The sequence below is a fragment of the Mycolicibacterium mageritense genome (assembly GCF_010727475.1).
Taxonomy (GTDB): Bacteria; Actinomycetota; Actinomycetes; order Mycobacteriales; family Mycobacteriaceae; genus Mycobacterium; species Mycobacterium mageritense.
The window spans coordinates 697,786-713,735 of the sequence record NZ_AP022567.1 but is presented as its reverse complement, the minus strand read 5'-3'; the positions used below and the strand labels follow the sequence as shown (position 1 = coordinate 713,735).

Genomic DNA, 15,950 nt, shown 5'->3' with positions numbered 1-15,950 from the left:
ATTCGCCTCGGCTTTCTAGCGTGGTGACGTCCTGTTGCCGCGCGGAGGAGCCCGGAGCCATCAACGATCTGACGCAGTGGGGAACGGCGGCGTGGCTGCAACTGGCCGCTGTCGCTTTCCTGACCGTATTTCTGCATGTCCCGCTCGGTGATTACCTGGCACGCGTGTACACCTCGGAGGGCAGCTGGCGCCTGGAGCGGGCGATCTACCGCATCGTCGGTGTGCAGGCCGACGGCAGGCAGCGCTGGACCAAGTATCTGAGTTCGGTGTTGGCGTTCTCGGCGGTCAGTGTGCTGTTTCTGTACGGGCTGCTGTTAGTGCAAACACATTTGCCGGAGCCATGGGGACATAAAGGCATGACGCCGGCATTAGCGTTCAATACCGCAATTTCGTTTACGACCAATACCAGTTGGCAGAATTACCCGGGCGAATCTACGCTGGGCCACGTCGGACTCGTTGCCGGCCTCGGGGTGCAGGCCTTCGCGAGCCTCGCGGTCGGGATGTGCGTTGGGGTGGCGTTGATCCGCGGGCTGGCACAGTATCAGAACGACGAGATCGGCAATTTCTGGGTCGATCTCGTGCGCACGGTGGTGCGGATCCTGCTGCCGCTGTCGGTGGTGGTCACGCTGATCCTGCTGGTTCTCGGTGTGGTCAACAACTTCCATGGACCGCAAGGGGTTTCGACGATCGCGGGCAGCAGGCAGACGCTGCTCGGTGGTCCGGTGGCCACGTGGGAGTCGATCAAGTTGATGTCGGGCGACGGCGGCGGAGCGTTCAACGTCAACAGTGCGCACCCGTTCGAGAACCCGACCCCGTTGACCAATGTCGTGGAAGTCGTTGCGATGCTGTTGATCCCGATGGCGTTCTTGAGGACGTTCGGCGTGATGGTCGGCGACCGTCGGCAGGGGTGGGCGTTGTTCTCCATCGTCGCAACGTTGTTCGTGCTCGCGACGGTCGCGCTCGTGCTCGCGACATCAGTGCCGCACGGCACCGTCGTCCACGCGGTCGGCGGACCCATCGAGGGAACCGAAACCCGGTTCGGCATACCGGGCAGCGCGGTATTCGGTCAGGTGGCCACCGCGACCGGTGACGGTGCGGCCAACGCGTCCTACGACAGCTTCGCGAGTCTTGGCGGTGCGGTGCTGATGCTCAACATGATGCTGGGTGAGGTCGCGCCGGGCGGCGCAGGCAGCGGGCCGTACGGCCTCGTCATGATGGTGCTGCTGGCAGTGTTCCTCGGCGGGCTCATGGTGGGGACGACGCCCGAATACCTGCGGCAGCGGTTGCATGCCCGGCACATGAAGTTGGTCAGCCTCTACATTCTCGCGCTGCCCATGGCCGTGCTGACCGGAACCGCCGTCGCGATGTCGCTGCCCGGCCAACGTGCCGCCATGCTCAATTCCGGGCCGCACGGACTCTCGGAAGTGCTGTATGCCTTCACCAGCGCGGCAGCCAACAACGGCAGCGGCTTCGCCGGGCTCAGCGGCAACACCACCTGGTACAACATCGCGCTGGCGATCGCCATGGTCATCGGGCGCTTCGTGCCCATCATCGCGGTCATGGCCTTGGCCGGGACTTTCGCTGCGCAGCGCCCCGGTGTCGTCACCGCGGGCACGCTGCGCACCCACGCGCCGACGTTCGTCGTGCTGACACTCGCGGCGACGATCCTGCTCATCGGGCTGGAGTATCTGCCCGCGTTGGTCGTCGGACCCATCGCCGATGCGCTCAGCTGAGCGTCAGGACTCCGTAAATATCCACGATGCGGCCGTAAGGAGTGCGCTAGGTGACCGCCGAATGCTCGCTGGGGCGGCCAGTCTGGAGGTTCGACCAACGAAAGGAACGGCTCGGTGAGTCTCTCGCATTTCCTGATGAACGTGTTGTCGGCACCGGCACCGCGAGCGCAGGGGGATGAGCGTGATCACCGAGGTACCGCGGCCGCCGATCTCCACCGGTGCAAGACGTATCGGAAGCTGTTCCGGACCGCCGAGGTCGCACTGCCGGCACAGCTGCTGAGCGATCCCGCGGTGGCCAAGTGGGCCCGCGATCAACAGTTGGCCGTCGACGTGCGCAGCGCCGCCGACACCGCTTCGGTGGCTGCCGCTGGCATCCAGTGGCCCCGCGTGACGGTGTTCGCCGATGCGCTGCGCGAGTCCGAGTTGCGCGCGGTCGTCGCCATGGGCGTCGGACAGATTGTGGCCGGTTCGGTGCCACAGGTCGAGGTGCTCCGTTCGATTGTCGCCGACCGTCCACAGGACGTCGTGATCCGGATGACAGACGCCGGGATGCCTCTTTCCGTCGCCGAGGGACTGCCCGGCGGATTCCGGTTCGACAGCAACGAATCCGATGCGGCGATCGCAGCGGTCATCGCCCACGACCGGCTCAATCTGGTTGGGCTGCACTGCGAAGTGGGCACACGCGACGATGACTTCGTCAGCTACCCGGCCGCGATCGGCCACATGATCGCCGAGATGACGCAGGTACGTCGCAATCATGGTGTGCTCCTGACCCGCCTGGGTCTCGGTGGCGGCCGAGCCATTCCGCCCACGGATTGGCATGCCGAACTGCATCAGCTCGCCATCGAGATCGACCAGTCCCTCGATGACGCGTGCGGAACCCTCCGGTTCCCGCGGCCGCTGGTGGTGCTGTCTGCTGCGCTCGCGGTGCCGGGCCGGAGTGCGGCATGACCGTCTACCCGCTCGAGCGGGTGCGGTCGGCCCGTTGGGACGTGCGGCCGACGGCCGGGACGATCGTGGACGACACCGTGGTGCTTCGGCGTTGTGCGGTGTGGCGCAAGGCGTTCAAAGGCAGCGCGGTGAGTTATGGCGCGGCGTTGCTCGGACATGCGCCTGCCGTGTCGTGGATGCGGCGGCACAGGGTGACCGTCGATATCGGGACTGCAGGCGAGTTCAGCCGGGCGGTGGCCGCTGGCATCGCACCCGCACAGCTCGTCATGCACGCAGACACCGACGCCGCGGTTCGGTGTGCGGTCAGCGGGGGAGCGGGCCGTGTCATCGTCGGTACCGCCGAGCAACTCACCGAACTCGGCCACAGTGACCGGGTGCAACGTGTGCTGGTCGATGCGCGCCTGGTTCGTAGGTTGGCCGCCCAGGCACTGGTGTGTCGCCAGGTCGAGTTGATCGGGTTGCATTGCACGCTCGATGATCCCGACGATCCGATAGGTGTCCATGCTCTCCGTGCGGCGATTGCGGACATGGCGTGGATCCGGCGCGAACACTCGGTGGTGCTGAACCGGATCAGCCTGTCAGGTCTGGATGCCGGTGCCTTGAGCGCCGAGCCGCGCGTGCTTCGTCAGATCGCGGACGCGGTCGGCGAGGTCGTCGGCGACAACTGTGCTCGTTTCCGGTTCCCGCGCCCGGCGCTTACCGTGGCGCCGCGCACGATTCGGCTCATACAGAAGAGGTTTCGGTGACACTGTCGACAAGTTTCCTATCCATGCTCGCCGCGGCGGCTCCCGCGACGACCGTTCAACCCGTTCGGGTCGAGCGGGTCAACCACCGGGTTTCGCCGGAGCAGGCAGCGATGCGCCGGTGCGCGACCTACTGCCGGTCACTCGGCGAGGTCGAGCTCGCGGTGCCGGCTCAAGAGCTGGGTGACCACGCCGTCGCCAAGTGGGTGCGGGATCACGGCGTTTCGGTCGATGTCCGCACCGGCGGCGATCTCACGGCCGCGATCGCTGCGGGTATTCACCCCATCCGGATGACCGTCCACGCCGACGGGTTGATCCCGAACGAACTCCTGTTCTGCACAGCCAATCTCGGTGTCGGCCGGGTGGTTGCCACCGAGACCGAGCACGTAGAGCTGCTCGCGGCGGCCGCTGTGCCGCACCGCAGGCAACGCGTCCTGGTGGGGTTCGGTTTTGAGTCCTATGCGGCTGACGACGCCATTGCCGCGGTGCTGGCCGGCCCGCGGTTGGACCTGGTCGGTCTGCATTGCGAAATCAGCTCGGGGGAGAACTATTTCGCCGGTTATCCCGCCGCAGTCGGTGACATGCTGATCGAGATGGCGCAGATCCACCGGGAGCACGGCATCGTGCTGACCCGGGCCGCCGTCGGTGGCGGCGGACTGGTGTTCGGCCACTGCCCGTGTGACCTGTCGGAGTTGGCCGAGGCGATCGACGAAACCCTCGACGACGCGTGCGCGACGCTGCGGTTCCCGCGCCCGGTGGTCATGGCGATGGCGTCGCCGGCGCGGGTGGCGTAGGCGCCCGTTGTGATGGCCCAACCTGAACTTGTGTGCGAGATATCGGCCGAACCTCGCACATAAGCTCAGACTCGCGGTGGCGGCGATGAACGCCGTCACCGGTGCGCGGTAGGTCCGGCCCGACTTGCGGCCGGTGCGCTCGATGACCGCCATGTACGGCACGCGCGATCCCCAGAGCCGCTGCAGCGGGTTGGTCACGTACTTGTTGAACCGGGCGATGACCCGCATCACGCGCGGGCCAAGTGTTGCGGCGATCGGCATAGGCCCTCTGTGCCTCATCCAACCACCGCTGTTGCGCGAGTGCGCTCCCCGGGGAATATGCGCACGCCCGGCCGGGTTGCACGGGCTCATGGCTGACAGCATGCGCAGGTGGGAGATGGGCGGGATCGGCCGAGACGCGCTCCGGTTGCGTGAGGTGGCCATCCCGCAACCGCGCGCCGGCGAAGTCCTGATCAAGGTCGCCGCGGTGGCGTTGAACCATCGCGACAAGCTGGTGATCGAAACGGGGCGCGGCCTGCCGCTGCAATTCCCCTTCACGCCAGGGTCCGATCTCGCCGGGACCGTCGTCGCGATCGGGGATTCGGTCACCCGATTCGCAGTGGACGATCAGGTGATCTCAGTGTTCACGCCCGACTGGCTGGACGGCGCCCGGCCGGGTGACGCCCGCACCCCCTCGTACTGGACGCTCGGCGGCTTCTATCCCGGCGTGCTCGCCGAATACGTGGCGCTACCGCAAGACTGGGTTGTCCGGGCACCACGGACCGTGTCGGCAGCGGAGGCCAGCACGCTGCCGGTGGCCGGGCTCACGGCATGGTTCGCGTTAGTGGAACGTGGACATGTGCGGGCCGGTGACGTCGTGCTGGTCGAAGGCACCGGCGGCGTCGCGTTGTTCGGAGTGCAGATCGCGAGGATGCACGGCGCCGAGGTCATCGTGTCGGGCAGTGCGGACAAACTGGACCGGGTCACACAACTGGGCGCAGACCATGTCGTGGATCGGCGCAGCGTGGACTGGGCCGACACCATCCTCGCCATCACGGGCGACCGCGGCGTGGACCATGTGCTGGAGCTCGTCGGAGGTGCTCATCTCGGCAAGGCGGCGCAAGTTGTCGCGGTCGGTGGCCACATCCACCTCATCGGGGCGCTCGACGGGTTCGAGGTCTCGACACCGGTGATGCCAATCTTGATGAAAGACATCACCATTCACGGTATCGGCACCGGGCATCGGCGCGCACTCACCGAACTGGTCAGTGCGATCGACAGCACGGGGACGAAGCCGATCGTCGGTGCGCGCCACCCGTTCGACGATCTCCCGGCCGCGCTGGACCACCTCGATCGCGGCCCGTTCGGCAAGATCGTCGTGGATGTGGGTTGACCGATAACTCGGGTAGGCGGGCAGTTCGGTGCCGTCGTACTCAGGGCGGTCTGATGACAACGGATCGGCCTGAAATATGCTCTCGTGCGACGCCCCCATAGCCCAATTGGCAGAGGCAGCGGACTTAAAATCCGCCAAGTGTCGGTTCGAGTCCGACTGGGGGCACCTTTTAGCAGCCCAGAGCCTGCTTGTCTGGATCTAGCGTCGGCAAAGTACAGGGGTACCCGGCCAGCCGGTACGGCGGTACGACGCAAATGAGGGACATGCACAGGCGAGTAGCTTCAGCAGGTGCAGGACATTTTCGCCGAGCTGACTAGGCTGCGGAATCTTGGTCGGTGGTCAACGGTGACTGTGCAGTCGCGGGACTCTTCCATGGCCCCATCGACCCGGCGGCGCCAAAGCTACTGGATGGTGACGGGGATGCTGTCGCTGTACTGAGCCCCGGAGCTCTGGTAAGTGGTGACGGTGACGGTGTAGTTGCCGGGCTGTTGGACATCCAGATATGTCCCCATCGAATCGCTGCAGTTGGACGAGTTCTCGGCATGGTCTGTGTCCGGACCCTGGATACGCACCGATGACGTACATCCGCCGTCCACTTCGTAGCCGCCAGCAGACGACGTCCAGCTGACCTTGATCTTCTTGCCCCCGTTGTTATCGGCGATGTAGGTGTTGGGTGGCCCGGCAGGGTTGTAGGCCCACGTCGCTATCTGAATGCGGTCAACGGCTGGGATGGCCGGCGGCGCTTCGGAAGTCTGCGGAGATGGCGGCTGGGCGATAGGTGACGGATAGTCTGCAGTCGGCGGGTTGGCCGTGGAGTCGGCGACGTCTGCCGGTGACCACGGTGATGGTGCTGGCGCAGGCGCATTACCGGGACCGGCTGTGCCCGGCGGAGCGGCGGGTGTTGACGCCGATGTCGATGTCGACGAGGTGTCTCGGCCGGTCAATCTGTCGATGAGCTGCAGTGCATTGAGCAGGTTCCCGGGTACGCCGAAAACAAATGCAAGGATGGTGACAACCCCCACGATGCCGCCAATCGTCCAAAACCGCGCCGAGCGATTAGGTGGTTCGGTCATACCGGAGCCCCGACCTGGTACTTTCGCCCAGTTGGCGGTTCAAGAGCAATCACAGGGAGATGATAGACCGGGCGTCGGGTGCGCTCATTCTTTTGAGAACGGACGGTCATCTCCGTTCTCGGTGGACCTGGCGGTCGCATACTCGGAACCGCCAGATCGATGAGACCTGTTGAAGCCGAACTTGTTTCAACTACCGGGGAGGATTGAAGGGCTGACGTAGGTCAATGCCAACGTTTGGCGGCGTCACTGGGCCCAGATCGTCCACTGCGAACAACCCACTGCTGGCAGTGCGCGAAGATCAGCGTCGACAGTTCGAAATGTTCGCCCGCGATTCCTAGCTATTCGCAGGTGTCTTGCCCGCAACAAAGCGACAGCAAGCGCGTCCGCCTCTCCGCCCTGGTAAGCCACTGGACGTGACTGCAGATATTCAAATGGAGGGCCGAGGAGGTTATCTGCAGACGAAACACTCATATAATTGATATCGAAAATTTTTCGATGTTAAACACCTTTGACCGCGGCGCAAACTATTACGACCGAATAACTGATACGTCACGACTCTGCATGTCACCCTTGTCTGACCAGGGCCGCTTCGGCGACACCTCACGCAGCACTAGGGGTGGGAATGAGCACACGAGCCGATCGAGACGTACCGAAACCGGCTGTCCGCCGGGGTTGGGCAGCCGCACGGATATCTGCCGCCGCGGTGAGTGTATTTGCCGCGATTTCGTTGGCGCCGGTGGCGAATGCGGATCCGCCTGACCCGCCGGGGATTCAATATCAGGATTTTTACACTCCGCCCGATCCGCTGCCGCCCGGCAAACCCGGCGACCTGATTCGTTCGGAACCGTCGCGCCTGGTGCTGGAGCCGTCCGGCCAACTGGGCGCCTTTGTGGCTGACGGTACCCGGATCATGTACCGCAGCACGGGTCCGCTGGGGCAGCCGACGGCGGTGACCGGCACGTACTTCGAGCCTCACAATCCGTGGCCCGGCCAGGGCCCACGACCACTGATCTCGTATGCCACCGGGATGTACGGACTGGGCGATCAATGTGCGCCGTCACGAATTTTCAATCAAGGTATCCACTTCTCCAGCGGTCTGGACATCATGCCCGGGTACGAGGAGACGTTCATCGCGACGATGGTGGCTCGCGGATTCGCCATCGTGGTAACGGATTACGAAGGCGTCGGCACACCGGCGCCGGCGCCGTTCATGAACCGTATCTCGCAGGGCAACGTCATGATCGACGCCGCGCGAGCGGCGATGCAGCTCCCGAACACCTCACTGGAACCCGGTGGGCCCGTGGCATTCTGGGGGTGGTCACAGGGCGGTGCGGCGTCGGCGTCGGCCGCCGAATTGGCGCCGTTGTACGGCCCGGAACTGAATCTGGTTGGGGCCTGGGTAGGGGGACCGCCGGCTGATCTGAGCCTGCTGGGGCCGTTCGGTGACGGCGGCCTGTTGCAGGGGGCGCTGGGTTACATGATCAACGGTCTCATCGCCGCTTATCCTCCGGCTGAGGCGCAGGTGATGCCCGTCCTGTCGATCTACGGTGTGGACCTGGTGAATCGCACTCGGAATCAATGCATCATGGAAACGGCGCTGACCTTCGGGTTCCACCACACCAGCGAGTACTTCGTCGTGGACCCGGCCCTGGTGTTCGACAACCCTGATTTCAAGGCAGTGCTCGGGCTGCAGCGAGTCGGCACGCTGAAACCCGAAGCGCCGGTCTTCATCGAGTCGAACCGGTGGGATCCGGTGATGCCATGGCACGGTGCCCGGCAACTTGCGGTGGACTGGTGCGCCAAAGGGGCCGATGTCGAGTTCTGGACCAACTACATGCATCCGTTCCAGAACAAGATGGGCACCAATCACCTGCTGTCTTATTTCGTCGACGGGGAACGCAGCATGCAGTGGGTGGCCGACAGGTTCAACGGTCTGCCGACGACGCCGAACTGCGACGCGATACCGCCAGTTGAGTAGGTGCCTCGCCCGGCATCCGTCCGGCCCGCCCTACGATCGGTTCGTATGACCAACAAGACCGCATTGATCTTGGCATTCGCAGCCGTCGCCGCAGCTGTCCCCACGGTCACGTCTGCGCCCGCCGCCGCGGCGCCGTGCTCCGACGTCACGGTGGTGTTCGCACGCGGCACCAATGAGCCGCCCGGCCTGGGCAGCGTCGGCGGCCCGTTCGTCGACGACCTGCGGGCCCGCATCGCGCCCCGCACTGTCGACGGCGTGGCGGTCGATTACCCGGCCACCAACGACTTCAACACCAGCACCCCGGCCGGCACCGATGCCGCACGGTCACTCATCGAGTCGATCGCGGCCAGCTGTCCGAACACGAAGATGGTGCTCGGTGGTTACTCGCAGGGCGCGGCGGTCATCGAACAGGCCACCAACGAGGCACCGCCGCAGATCGCTGACCACGTGGCGGCCAGCGCACTGTTCGGTGCGCCGCGGACCAGCTTTTCGGGGCTGCTCGCTTCCGGGCAACCGCTGCCGACGATCGCACCGCAGTACGCCGCCAACACCATCGATCAGTGCAACGAGGCCGACCCGATCTGTTGGGAAGGCGGCTGGGACATGGGCGCCCACGTCTCCTATGTGCAGTCCGGAAAGGTCGTGCAGGCAGCCGATTTCGCGGCGAGCAAGCTCTGAGTCAGCCGATTCCCTGCACAATTCACCGGTCGGTGATGTCGGCATACTCCGGATGTTTGTCGATGTACTCGGCGACCATCCAGCACGTCGGGACGATCCGCAGGCCCGCGGCCCGGGTGGAGCGCAGGGCTTCGGCGACGAGGATGGTCGCGAGCCCGCGGCCCCGGTACGCGGGCATGACTTCGGTGTGCGGGAAGATGCGGCGGCCGTCGCGGTCGTGGTAATCGGCGACGCCGACGGTCTTGCCGCCGACCTCGATGGTGAACCGGTCCGGGCGTTCGGTCACGGTGGTGGCAGCGCCGGTTCTGTCGAGTTGGGCTTCCGAACTCATCTGATCTCCATTCGCCGTAACCCCACGATAACCCGGTCGATCGAAATCACTTCCTCGCAAGGTAAGTCACGCGACTGCGCGACGCGACGTAGTGTCCAGACAAGGGTTGACGACAGGAACGGGGTACACCATGACCGAGGCTCTACCGAAGACTGCGCTGGAACTGCGGTCGCTGGTGACACCGGACGGCACGCTGGAGTTGTCGCTGCACGATGTGGAGGTTCCGGCCCCCGGCCCCGACGACGTCGTGGTCCGGGTGGAAGCCGCGCCGATCAACCCGTCGGACCTGGGCCTGCTGATTCCGGCCACCGCCGACATGTCGGCCGCGACGGTCGCGGGCACGCCGGAGCGTCCCGTCGTCACCGCACCGCTGCGGGACGGGGCGCTGGCAGGTCTCGCGGCGCGCGTCGGGAAATCGCTGCCGGTGGGTAACGAAGGCGCGGGCACCGTGGTGGCGGCCGGCTCGTCGGCAGCGGCGCAGGCCCTGCAGGGCAAGATGGTCGGGATCGCGGGCGGTGCGATGTATGCGCAGTACCGGGTGGTCAATGCCGCGGCGTGTCTGGTGCTGCCCGACGGGGCGACGGCGAAGCAGGGCGCGTCGTCGTTCGTCAATCCGCTCACGGCGCTGGGCATGCTGGAAACCATGCGCCGCGAAGGGCATTCGGCCCTGGTGCACACGGCGGCGGCGTCGAATCTCGGCCAGATGCTGGTCAAGGCGTGCCTCGCCGACGGCGTGCCGCTGGTCAACATCGTCCGCAAGGCCGAGCAGGAGGAGATACTGCGCAACCTGGGGGCAACCTACGTGTGCAACTCGGCGTCACCGTCGTTCGAGGCGGACCTGGTCGAGGCACTCAAGGCCACATCGGCGACGCTGGCGTTCGACGCCACCGGTGGCGGCACGCTGGTCAGCCAGATCCTCAACGGCATGGAGCAGGCCGCCAATGCGACCGCGACGGAGTACTCCCGCTACGGGTCGAGCGTCCACAAACAGGTGTACATCTACGGCAGCCTCGACACCAGCCCAACGATTCTCACCCGAAACTTCGGCTTGGCCTGGGGTGTGGGCGGCTGGCTGCTCACCCCGTTTCTCGCCGGTGCCGGGCCGGAAACCATCGCGAGGCTTCGCGCTCGCGTGGCCGCGGAGCTCACCACGACGTTCGCGAGTGCCTACACCCAGGAGGTGTCGCTGGCCGGCATGCTGCAGCCCGACGCGTTCAACAGCTATCTCAAGAAGGCGACCGGCGAGAAGTTCCTGGTGACCCCTCAAGCGGTCGCGTAACCGCCGACGCTCACGCCCAGGCCATCGGGTAGAAGTGGGTGGTTCGTGCCTTGGTCCACATCTCGACGATGAGATTCATCGGTGTCGGTTGTCCCTTGTGGATGACGCCGTGATCGAGCGGCAGGTTCTCGACGGTGAGTTCCCATCCAGGCCAGCGTAAATCGCGGTAGTACTCGGTCAGCCCGCCGGACAGTGCCCACCGGAGAAACTCTTCGTAGGTGAAGCCCATCGGATGCCATTGCGTCGTTGCGGTGCTCCAGTGCATCATCTGCCCGATCGGGGTATCGAAGCCGCCGAGGTTGATCGCATAGACGCCACCGAGGACGTCATAGCCGACGAGCCACGCCTCGCCGCGGCTGAGGCCGCCGACGAGATCGCGCGAGTCATCATCGTCGGTACCCGAACCGAACAAGCGCAGCCACCCATGGTCGACGATCATGCCGGCGCAGTGATACACCATGGCCCCGATCCCGGTGTCGAGCCCGTGCTCAAGATGTTCGAGACGACGCTGAGCGACGACCGGGTCTGCGGGCAGAACACGGTGTGGCCCACCAGCGATCAGTGGTTCGAGTGTGCGCCACAACGGGGCTTCGACATCGACGAGGTCACTGAGAGTGATGAACCGATCGGTTTCAGGTCGGTAATGGCGGCCCCGCGTCCAGAACATCGGATATGTCGGACTGGTTTTGGCGAACAACCCGCCCGGCCGAGTAAGGCCGTGCATGGCGCGGCAAACCTCAGCCATCGGCACCACGGCCCGACGGGCCTGCGATGTGTCACGCCCCTCGACGCTGTACGGGGGCGGGTCGAGGGTGTAACCCTCGTCGACGGCCAGACGTCGCGTGTCGTCCTGCCAGCCCGGCCAGCGCAGGTCCGCGTAGAACTTGTCCATCTGGCCTGTGAGTGAATAGTAGAGCAGGTCAATGTGTTTCCACTCGCCGCAGGCCTCCCAGTCCAGGGTGTCGATGGCCCAGTACCAGAGACGGTGCTCCTCACCGGGGAACGCACCCCAGTTGATGGCGAACACGCCGCCGAGGACATCGACACCGCAGAGGCCTGCACCTTGACCTGTGTCGATCCCGCTCACCATGGCGGGTAGCGACGGGATGTCCTCCGTGCCGCCACCGAACAGTTTGAGCCAGCCGTGATCGGCCAGAATCGCACCGCAGTTCAGCGTCACGGCCCCTTGCGACGATTGCGTCGTCAGCTGAAGATCACGCAGCCGGGCACGTCCGTCTTCTGGTGTGATATCCAGAATCCGGTTGGCGCCCTGCCCCGACCAGGTGTTGATCTCCGCCCACACTCTCGAATCGGGGATGATCAGTTCGTCGAGGCCGCGTCGGCTCGGTTCCCTTGCTGAATCTGGTTGCACGGCCGGTCTATTGGGGTAGTGGCTTTCGCCATTCAGGGATGCTCAAGGAGATGCGCTCACGGCGCGATCCGGACCATGTGACCGTCAGGCCGAAGTGACGTGCCAACGCAGCGATGCGCTGTCCGACGAGGGTGTCGGTCCGGTCGACCACCTCTGCGTGGGCGGCTTGATCGCCGTCTGCGGCGGCGTCCACGAGTGACCTCGGCAGATCTGGGTGCGGGCGAAAGGCGCTGTAGCCCAACAACAGGACCGGGTCCGGCTCGGCGAGCCGGAGCGCGTCCTGCTGATGGAAGTACGTGTAGGCCCACTCGCGGTACGGATACCAGTCGTCGGTGTCCGGCGCAGGGGTGCGCTCGTCATCGATCTCCGAGTTGGCGCATGTGCTGCAACATGTGAAGCACATGCGGGCGAGGATGCCCTCGGATTCCAGTTGAGCAAAGGTCTGCTCCAGGCGCCCGAAGTCGCCCGTGTCGGCCCAGGTGGCCTGTTCGGCAAGCCGCGCTTTCCACATCGAATCGACCAATGCGGCTGCATCGTCGGGATCGACGTCGTCGAAGTCATCGAGCGCCTCGTGGGCATATGCGGCGATGTCGTCGTAGCTCCAAAAGCCGGCGACGAGGTGCGTACGAATCATGCGGGCGAGTTTGTCGCGACCACTCGTAGGCGGGACGTGGTCGATCGTGGTGTTGTCCATGCTGTTCAGTTACCGGTCGTCGAACCGGACGCCCTCGGGCTTGGATCGCAGCAGGCCGAACACCAGACTGGCGATGCCGCCGACGTATGGCAGTAAAGTCAACAAGCACAGCCAGCCTGATTGATCGGCGTCATGGAGGCGTCGGACCAACACTGCCCAGCTGGGCACGATCCACACGAGTGTCGCGATCACGAACATGACGCCGCCGGTCACGGCGAGGGCATCGGATTCTGTCGCGGTGCCGGCCATGAACACTGCGCCGGATGCCAGCGCCATCAACATGAATGCCAAAGCGGGCCACCAATATTCGCTCCGAGAAGCACGTCCGGAGAACCGGATGTAGCTGCGGAAGAACCGTGACAGTGCCTGCGTGAAGCCGGCCCCGTAGAGCGGCAAGCTCAAGTCGTCTGGGTCTGTTGCGCCCGGCGGCTCCGCCCATCCCGCGTACGTCTGCGGATGCGGGCTGCCAGTTGCCGCCGAACCCCCGTCGAAATTGACCATGATCCCCCTCGTCATATGTGGTCGAACGCTGACGTGGACGACAATACGGCAAACAGGCAAGATTTGCCAACACTGCGGTTATTGGAAGGCTGCATAGTCCTTGTTTCAGGAATAATAGCCTGTCAGACGGTCATATCTGGCATCGATGGGTGTGACGATGTGTTGAACGTAGTGATTGCTCAGCGCACTATTGTCTAGATGGCGGCCCGGCTACTGGTTATCGACCCACCGGCGTGCGGACTACCTAGCCCGTCGGCCCACCTGGCGTAGCCTTTGCTCGTGAGAATCGTTGTCCTGGACGACTATCAGCGGTGCGCGGCCGGCTTCGCCGATTGGTCGGTGTTGGCCGGTACCGAGATCGATTTCGTGCCCGAACATCTGACGGGCGATGCGTTGGTGCGCCGGGTCGGCGCCGCCGAGGTGGTGGTCGCGATGCGCGAGCGCGTGGCGTTCGACGCCGCGCTGCTGGACCGGCTCGGAGGGCTCCGTCTGCTGGTCACAACAGGCATGGTCAACGCGTCGATCGACCTCGACGCGGCTCGGGAGCGGTCCGTGACGGTCTGCGGTACAAGGGGTTTGGCGTCACCGGCAGCTGAGCTCACGTGGGCGCTGATCCACGCGGTCACCCGACACGTCCCGCGATCAGATGCCGACGTGCGCGCCGGGCGCTGGCAACGGACGATCGGAACGGACCTCGCCGGCGCACGGCTCGGGGTCGTCGGGCTGGGCAGGCTCGGCAGCCGGGTGGCCACGGTCGGGTTGGCGTTCGGCATGGATGTGGTTGCGTGGTCGACGAACCTGACCACTGAGGCCGCCGCGGAGGTCGGGGCACGGCGCATCGATCGCGACGAGTTGTTCGAAACGTCGGATGTGGTCACGCTGCACCTGAGGCTTAGCGACCGCACCCGCGGCATCGTGGGCCCCGATGAACTGGGCCGGATGCGGAGGTCGGCGGTTCTGATCAACACGTCGCGGGGACCGTTGGTGGACGAGGGCGCACTCATCGACGCCCTGAGCACGGGCCGGATCGCCGGTGCCGGACTCGACGTTTTCGACCACGAGCCGCTGCCGGACGGGCATCCGCTGGCCCGGCTGGACAACGTGGTGCTGACTCCACACCTGGGCTATGTCACGACGGGTTCGTACGAGATCTTCTACCGTGATGCTGTCGAGGACATCGACGCGTGGCGTTCCGGTTCACCGATCCGCGTGCTTACCTAAAACCATGCGATCAGAGGAGAGCAGCGTGGCACCCCAACTGGTGACGGTTCCGGACGGTCGCAAGCTCGCCTACCTCGAAGTCGGTGACCCCGCGGGGCCGCTCGTCATCCACAACCACGGCGGTCCCGGCAGCCGGTATGAGGCGCGCTTCTTCGCCGACGCCGCATCCCGGTACGGCCTCCGGCTGATCTGCGTGGACCGCCCGGGAATGGGGCAATCCACTGCCCAGAAGACGCGAACCTACACCGGGTGGGCCGACGACCTGACCGCTGTCGCAGACGCCCTCGGGCATCAGAGGTTCGGCGTCACCGGGTGGTCGGAAGGTGGCCCGTGGGCGTTGGCGGCCGCGGCCTATATCGACCCTGCTCGCCTGCAACATGTTTCGAGCATCGCCCCTGGCAGCTACGGCGCGTTCGGCGACAACTCGGCCGCTGAGCACCTGTCGAAGATCGATGCGTTCGGCGGAACGCTCGCGCTGCGGTTCACCCCCGGATTCCGGCTCATGTACGCGGTGCTCGGTCTCACTGCCAGACGCTTCGGCAAGAGCTTCGTCAAACAGATGCGCGACAGCCTCAACGACTACGACCGGCAGATCCTGCTGCGACCGGAAGCCGAATCCGTACTGACCGAAGAGCTGGCCGAGTGCTTCGCGCACGGCAGCGACGGGTTGGTGCGTGACGCTGAATTACTTTATCGGCGTTGGGCATTCGATGTGTCACGGATCGAGCGGCCAGTGCACCTGTGGCAAGGCCTTGATGATCGACTGGTTCCCGACCCGATCAACAAGGCAGTGGCAGAGGCGATGCCCGGCGCGATCTGGCACCCTGTCGACGGCGCCGGGCATTTCGTGGCGATCGGCGGCGCCGACGAGATCCTCGAAATCACGGCAAAGGATCTCGGCGCAGGTTAGACCACAGCCCACGCGAATCGGCGGCCACCCGCAGGTGGCCGCCGACTCTTGTATCAAGTTCAGCTGTGCGCGGGCACCGCGACCAGCCCGCGGGACTGGGCCGTTGCGACCAATTCAGCCCACCGCAGCTCGACGCCCAACAACACGACCATCGCGGTGAGCCCGGCCGCGACGGATGCGAACCCGTCGGCCCACGGCAGGCCGGCCTGACCGGCGACCAGCAGGATCAGCACCATCGCACCGGTTGACGCGGCGGCGATGGCAAGCACGCGGCGCCGGGCCGCGGGCGCGGTGTCGGTGGCATCGGTCAAACCGGTCAT

16 protein-coding genes, 1 tRNA gene and 1 pseudogene are annotated in these 15,950 nt (G+C 65.3%); 11 read left to right on the top strand and 7 right to left on the bottom strand.

The features are described from left to right. Positions 1-68: 68 nt before the first annotated feature. The 4 genes from kdpA to G6N67_RS03420 all read left to right on the top strand — a co-directional run bounded on the left by kdpA (position 69) and on the right by G6N67_RS03420 (position 4,221). Positions 69-1,733 carry a potassium-transporting ATPase subunit KdpA gene (gene kdpA, locus G6N67_RS03435; protein WP_036438768.1) on the top strand — a complete coding sequence of 555 codons (1,665 nt, stop codon included), beginning with the start codon at positions 69-71 and terminating at the stop codon, positions 1,731-1,733. A 114-nt stretch (positions 1,734-1,847) separates the two neighbouring features. Beyond that, positions 1,848-2,684 (top strand): type III PLP-dependent enzyme domain-containing protein, encoded by an 837-nt coding sequence (locus tag G6N67_RS03430; protein WP_051579067.1) that lies wholly within the window; start codon positions 1,848-1,850, stop codon positions 2,682-2,684. Continuing rightward, positions 2,681-3,430, top strand: a complete 750-nt coding sequence (locus G6N67_RS03425; protein ID WP_051579066.1) for a type III PLP-dependent enzyme domain-containing protein — start codon at positions 2,681-2,683, stop codon at positions 3,428-3,430. The genes G6N67_RS03430 and G6N67_RS03425 overlap by 4 nt, the downstream gene beginning before the upstream one ends. Beyond that, positions 3,427-4,221, top strand: a complete 795-nt coding sequence (locus G6N67_RS03420) for a type III PLP-dependent enzyme domain-containing protein (RefSeq protein ID WP_036438026.1) — start codon at positions 3,427-3,429, stop codon at positions 4,219-4,221. Before G6N67_RS03425 ends, G6N67_RS03420 begins: the two co-directional genes overlap by 4 nt. 87 nt (positions 4,222-4,308) lie before the next feature. On the opposite strand, the pseudogene G6N67_RS39610 reads toward G6N67_RS03420, so the two are convergent. Further along, positions 4,309-4,449 (bottom strand): annotated as a pseudogene (locus G6N67_RS39610) (nitroreductase family deazaflavin-dependent oxidoreductase); the annotation flags it as partial. Between the two features lie 121 nt (positions 4,450-4,570). Here G6N67_RS39610 and G6N67_RS03415 point away from each other — a divergent pair. Both G6N67_RS03415 and G6N67_RS03410 read left to right on the top strand, forming a co-directional pair. Then, positions 4,571-5,593 (top strand): zinc-dependent alcohol dehydrogenase family protein, encoded by a 1,023-nt coding sequence (locus G6N67_RS03415; protein ID WP_230021651.1) that lies wholly within the window; start codon positions 4,571-4,573, stop codon positions 5,591-5,593. A gap of 91 nt (positions 5,594-5,684) precedes the next feature. Further along, a tRNA-Leu gene (locus G6N67_RS03410) sits at positions 5,685-5,758 on the top strand. A gap of 236 nt (positions 5,759-5,994) precedes the next feature. On the opposite strand, the gene G6N67_RS03405 is transcribed toward G6N67_RS03410, so the two are convergent. After that, entirely contained in the window at positions 5,995-6,615 is a 621-nt protein-coding gene (locus G6N67_RS03405; RefSeq protein ID WP_036438019.1) for a hypothetical protein, read from the bottom strand. A gap of 673 nt (positions 6,616-7,288) precedes the next feature. Here G6N67_RS03405 and G6N67_RS03400 point away from each other — a divergent pair. Continuing rightward, positions 7,289-8,644, top strand: coding sequence for a lipase family protein (locus G6N67_RS03400; protein ID WP_081812725.1), 1,356 nt, complete (start codon positions 7,289-7,291; stop codon positions 8,642-8,644). Positions 8,645-8,689: 45 nt separating this feature from the next. Next, positions 8,690-9,322: a cutinase family protein gene (locus G6N67_RS03395; protein WP_036438014.1), complete on the top strand. Its 633-nt coding sequence runs from the start codon at positions 8,690-8,692 to the stop codon at positions 9,320-9,322. A 22-nt stretch (positions 9,323-9,344) separates the two neighbouring features. Here G6N67_RS03395 and G6N67_RS03390 read toward each other — a convergent pair whose 3' ends face one another. Beyond that, positions 9,345-9,653, bottom strand: a complete 309-nt coding sequence (locus G6N67_RS03390; RefSeq protein WP_036438011.1) for a GNAT family N-acetyltransferase — start codon at positions 9,651-9,653, stop codon at positions 9,345-9,347. Positions 9,654-9,783: 130 nt separating this feature from the next. On the opposite strand from G6N67_RS03390, the gene G6N67_RS03385 reads away from it, so the two are divergent. Further along, a complete protein-coding gene (locus G6N67_RS03385) occupies positions 9,784-10,932 on the top strand; it encodes a zinc-binding dehydrogenase (RefSeq protein WP_036438008.1) in 1,149 nt (382 codons plus the stop codon). A gap of 10 nt (positions 10,933-10,942) precedes the next feature. On the opposite strand, the gene G6N67_RS03380 is transcribed toward G6N67_RS03385, so the two are convergent. The 3 genes from G6N67_RS03380 to G6N67_RS03370 are packed head-to-tail and all read right to left on the bottom strand — an operon-like array spanning position 10,943 to position 13,514. After that, positions 10,943-12,304: a DUF2625 family protein gene (locus G6N67_RS03380; protein WP_081812724.1), complete on the bottom strand. Its 1,362-nt coding sequence runs from the start codon at positions 12,302-12,304 to the stop codon at positions 10,943-10,945. Between the two features lie 7 nt (positions 12,305-12,311). Continuing rightward, positions 12,312-12,998, bottom strand: coding sequence for a DUF6891 domain-containing protein (locus tag G6N67_RS03375; protein WP_051579064.1), 687 nt, complete (start codon positions 12,996-12,998; stop codon positions 12,312-12,314). Between the two features lie 9 nt (positions 12,999-13,007). Beyond that, positions 13,008-13,514, bottom strand: coding sequence for a DUF805 domain-containing protein (locus tag G6N67_RS03370; RefSeq protein WP_235684105.1), 507 nt, complete (start codon positions 13,512-13,514; stop codon positions 13,008-13,010). Between the two features lie 264 nt (positions 13,515-13,778). On the opposite strand from G6N67_RS03370, the gene G6N67_RS03365 reads away from it, so the two are divergent. Together G6N67_RS03365 and G6N67_RS03360 are read left to right on the top strand one after the other, a co-directional pair. After that, positions 13,779-14,720, top strand: coding sequence for a D-2-hydroxyacid dehydrogenase family protein (locus G6N67_RS03365; protein WP_036438006.1), 942 nt, complete (start codon positions 13,779-13,781; stop codon positions 14,718-14,720). A gap of 25 nt (positions 14,721-14,745) precedes the next feature. Continuing rightward, a complete protein-coding gene (locus G6N67_RS03360) occupies positions 14,746-15,630 on the top strand; it encodes an alpha/beta fold hydrolase (RefSeq protein ID WP_036438749.1) in 885 nt (294 codons plus the stop codon). Positions 15,631-15,689: 59 nt separating this feature from the next. On the opposite strand, the gene G6N67_RS03355 is transcribed toward G6N67_RS03360, so the two are convergent. Continuing rightward, positions 15,690-15,950, bottom strand: a complete 261-nt coding sequence (locus G6N67_RS03355; RefSeq protein WP_229477740.1) for a hypothetical protein — start codon at positions 15,948-15,950, stop codon at positions 15,690-15,692.

What these genes read in the sequence shown, in the direction of transcription:
- G6N67_RS03400 (WP_081812725.1), top strand. Translation starts at nt 7,289, where the DNA reads ATGAGCACACGAGCCGATCGAGACGTACCGAAACCGGCTGTCCGCCGG.
- G6N67_RS03355 (WP_229477740.1), bottom strand. Translation starts at nt 15,950, where the DNA reads ATGACCGGTTTGACCGATGCCACCGACACCGCGCCCGCGGCCCGGCGC.
- G6N67_RS03385 (WP_036438008.1), top strand. Translation starts at nt 9,784, where the DNA reads ATGACCGAGGCTCTACCGAAGACTGCGCTGGAACTGCGGTCGCTGGTG.
- G6N67_RS03395 (WP_036438014.1), top strand. Translation starts at nt 8,690, where the DNA reads ATGACCAACAAGACCGCATTGATCTTGGCATTCGCAGCCGTCGCCGCA.
- G6N67_RS03425 (WP_051579066.1), top strand. Translation starts at nt 2,681, where the DNA reads ATGACCGTCTACCCGCTCGAGCGGGTGCGGTCGGCCCGTTGGGACGTG.
- G6N67_RS03375 (WP_051579064.1), bottom strand. Translation starts at nt 12,998, where the DNA reads ATGGACAACACCACGATCGACCACGTCCCGCCTACGAGTGGTCGCGAC.
- G6N67_RS03415 (WP_230021651.1), top strand. Translation starts at nt 4,571, where the DNA reads ATGGCTGACAGCATGCGCAGGTGGGAGATGGGCGGGATCGGCCGAGAC.
- G6N67_RS03390 (WP_036438011.1), bottom strand. Translation starts at nt 9,653, where the DNA reads ATGAGTTCGGAAGCCCAACTCGACAGAACCGGCGCTGCCACCACCGTG.
- G6N67_RS03370 (WP_235684105.1), bottom strand. Translation starts at nt 13,514, where the DNA reads ATGACGAGGGGGATCATGGTCAATTTCGACGGGGGTTCGGCGGCAACT.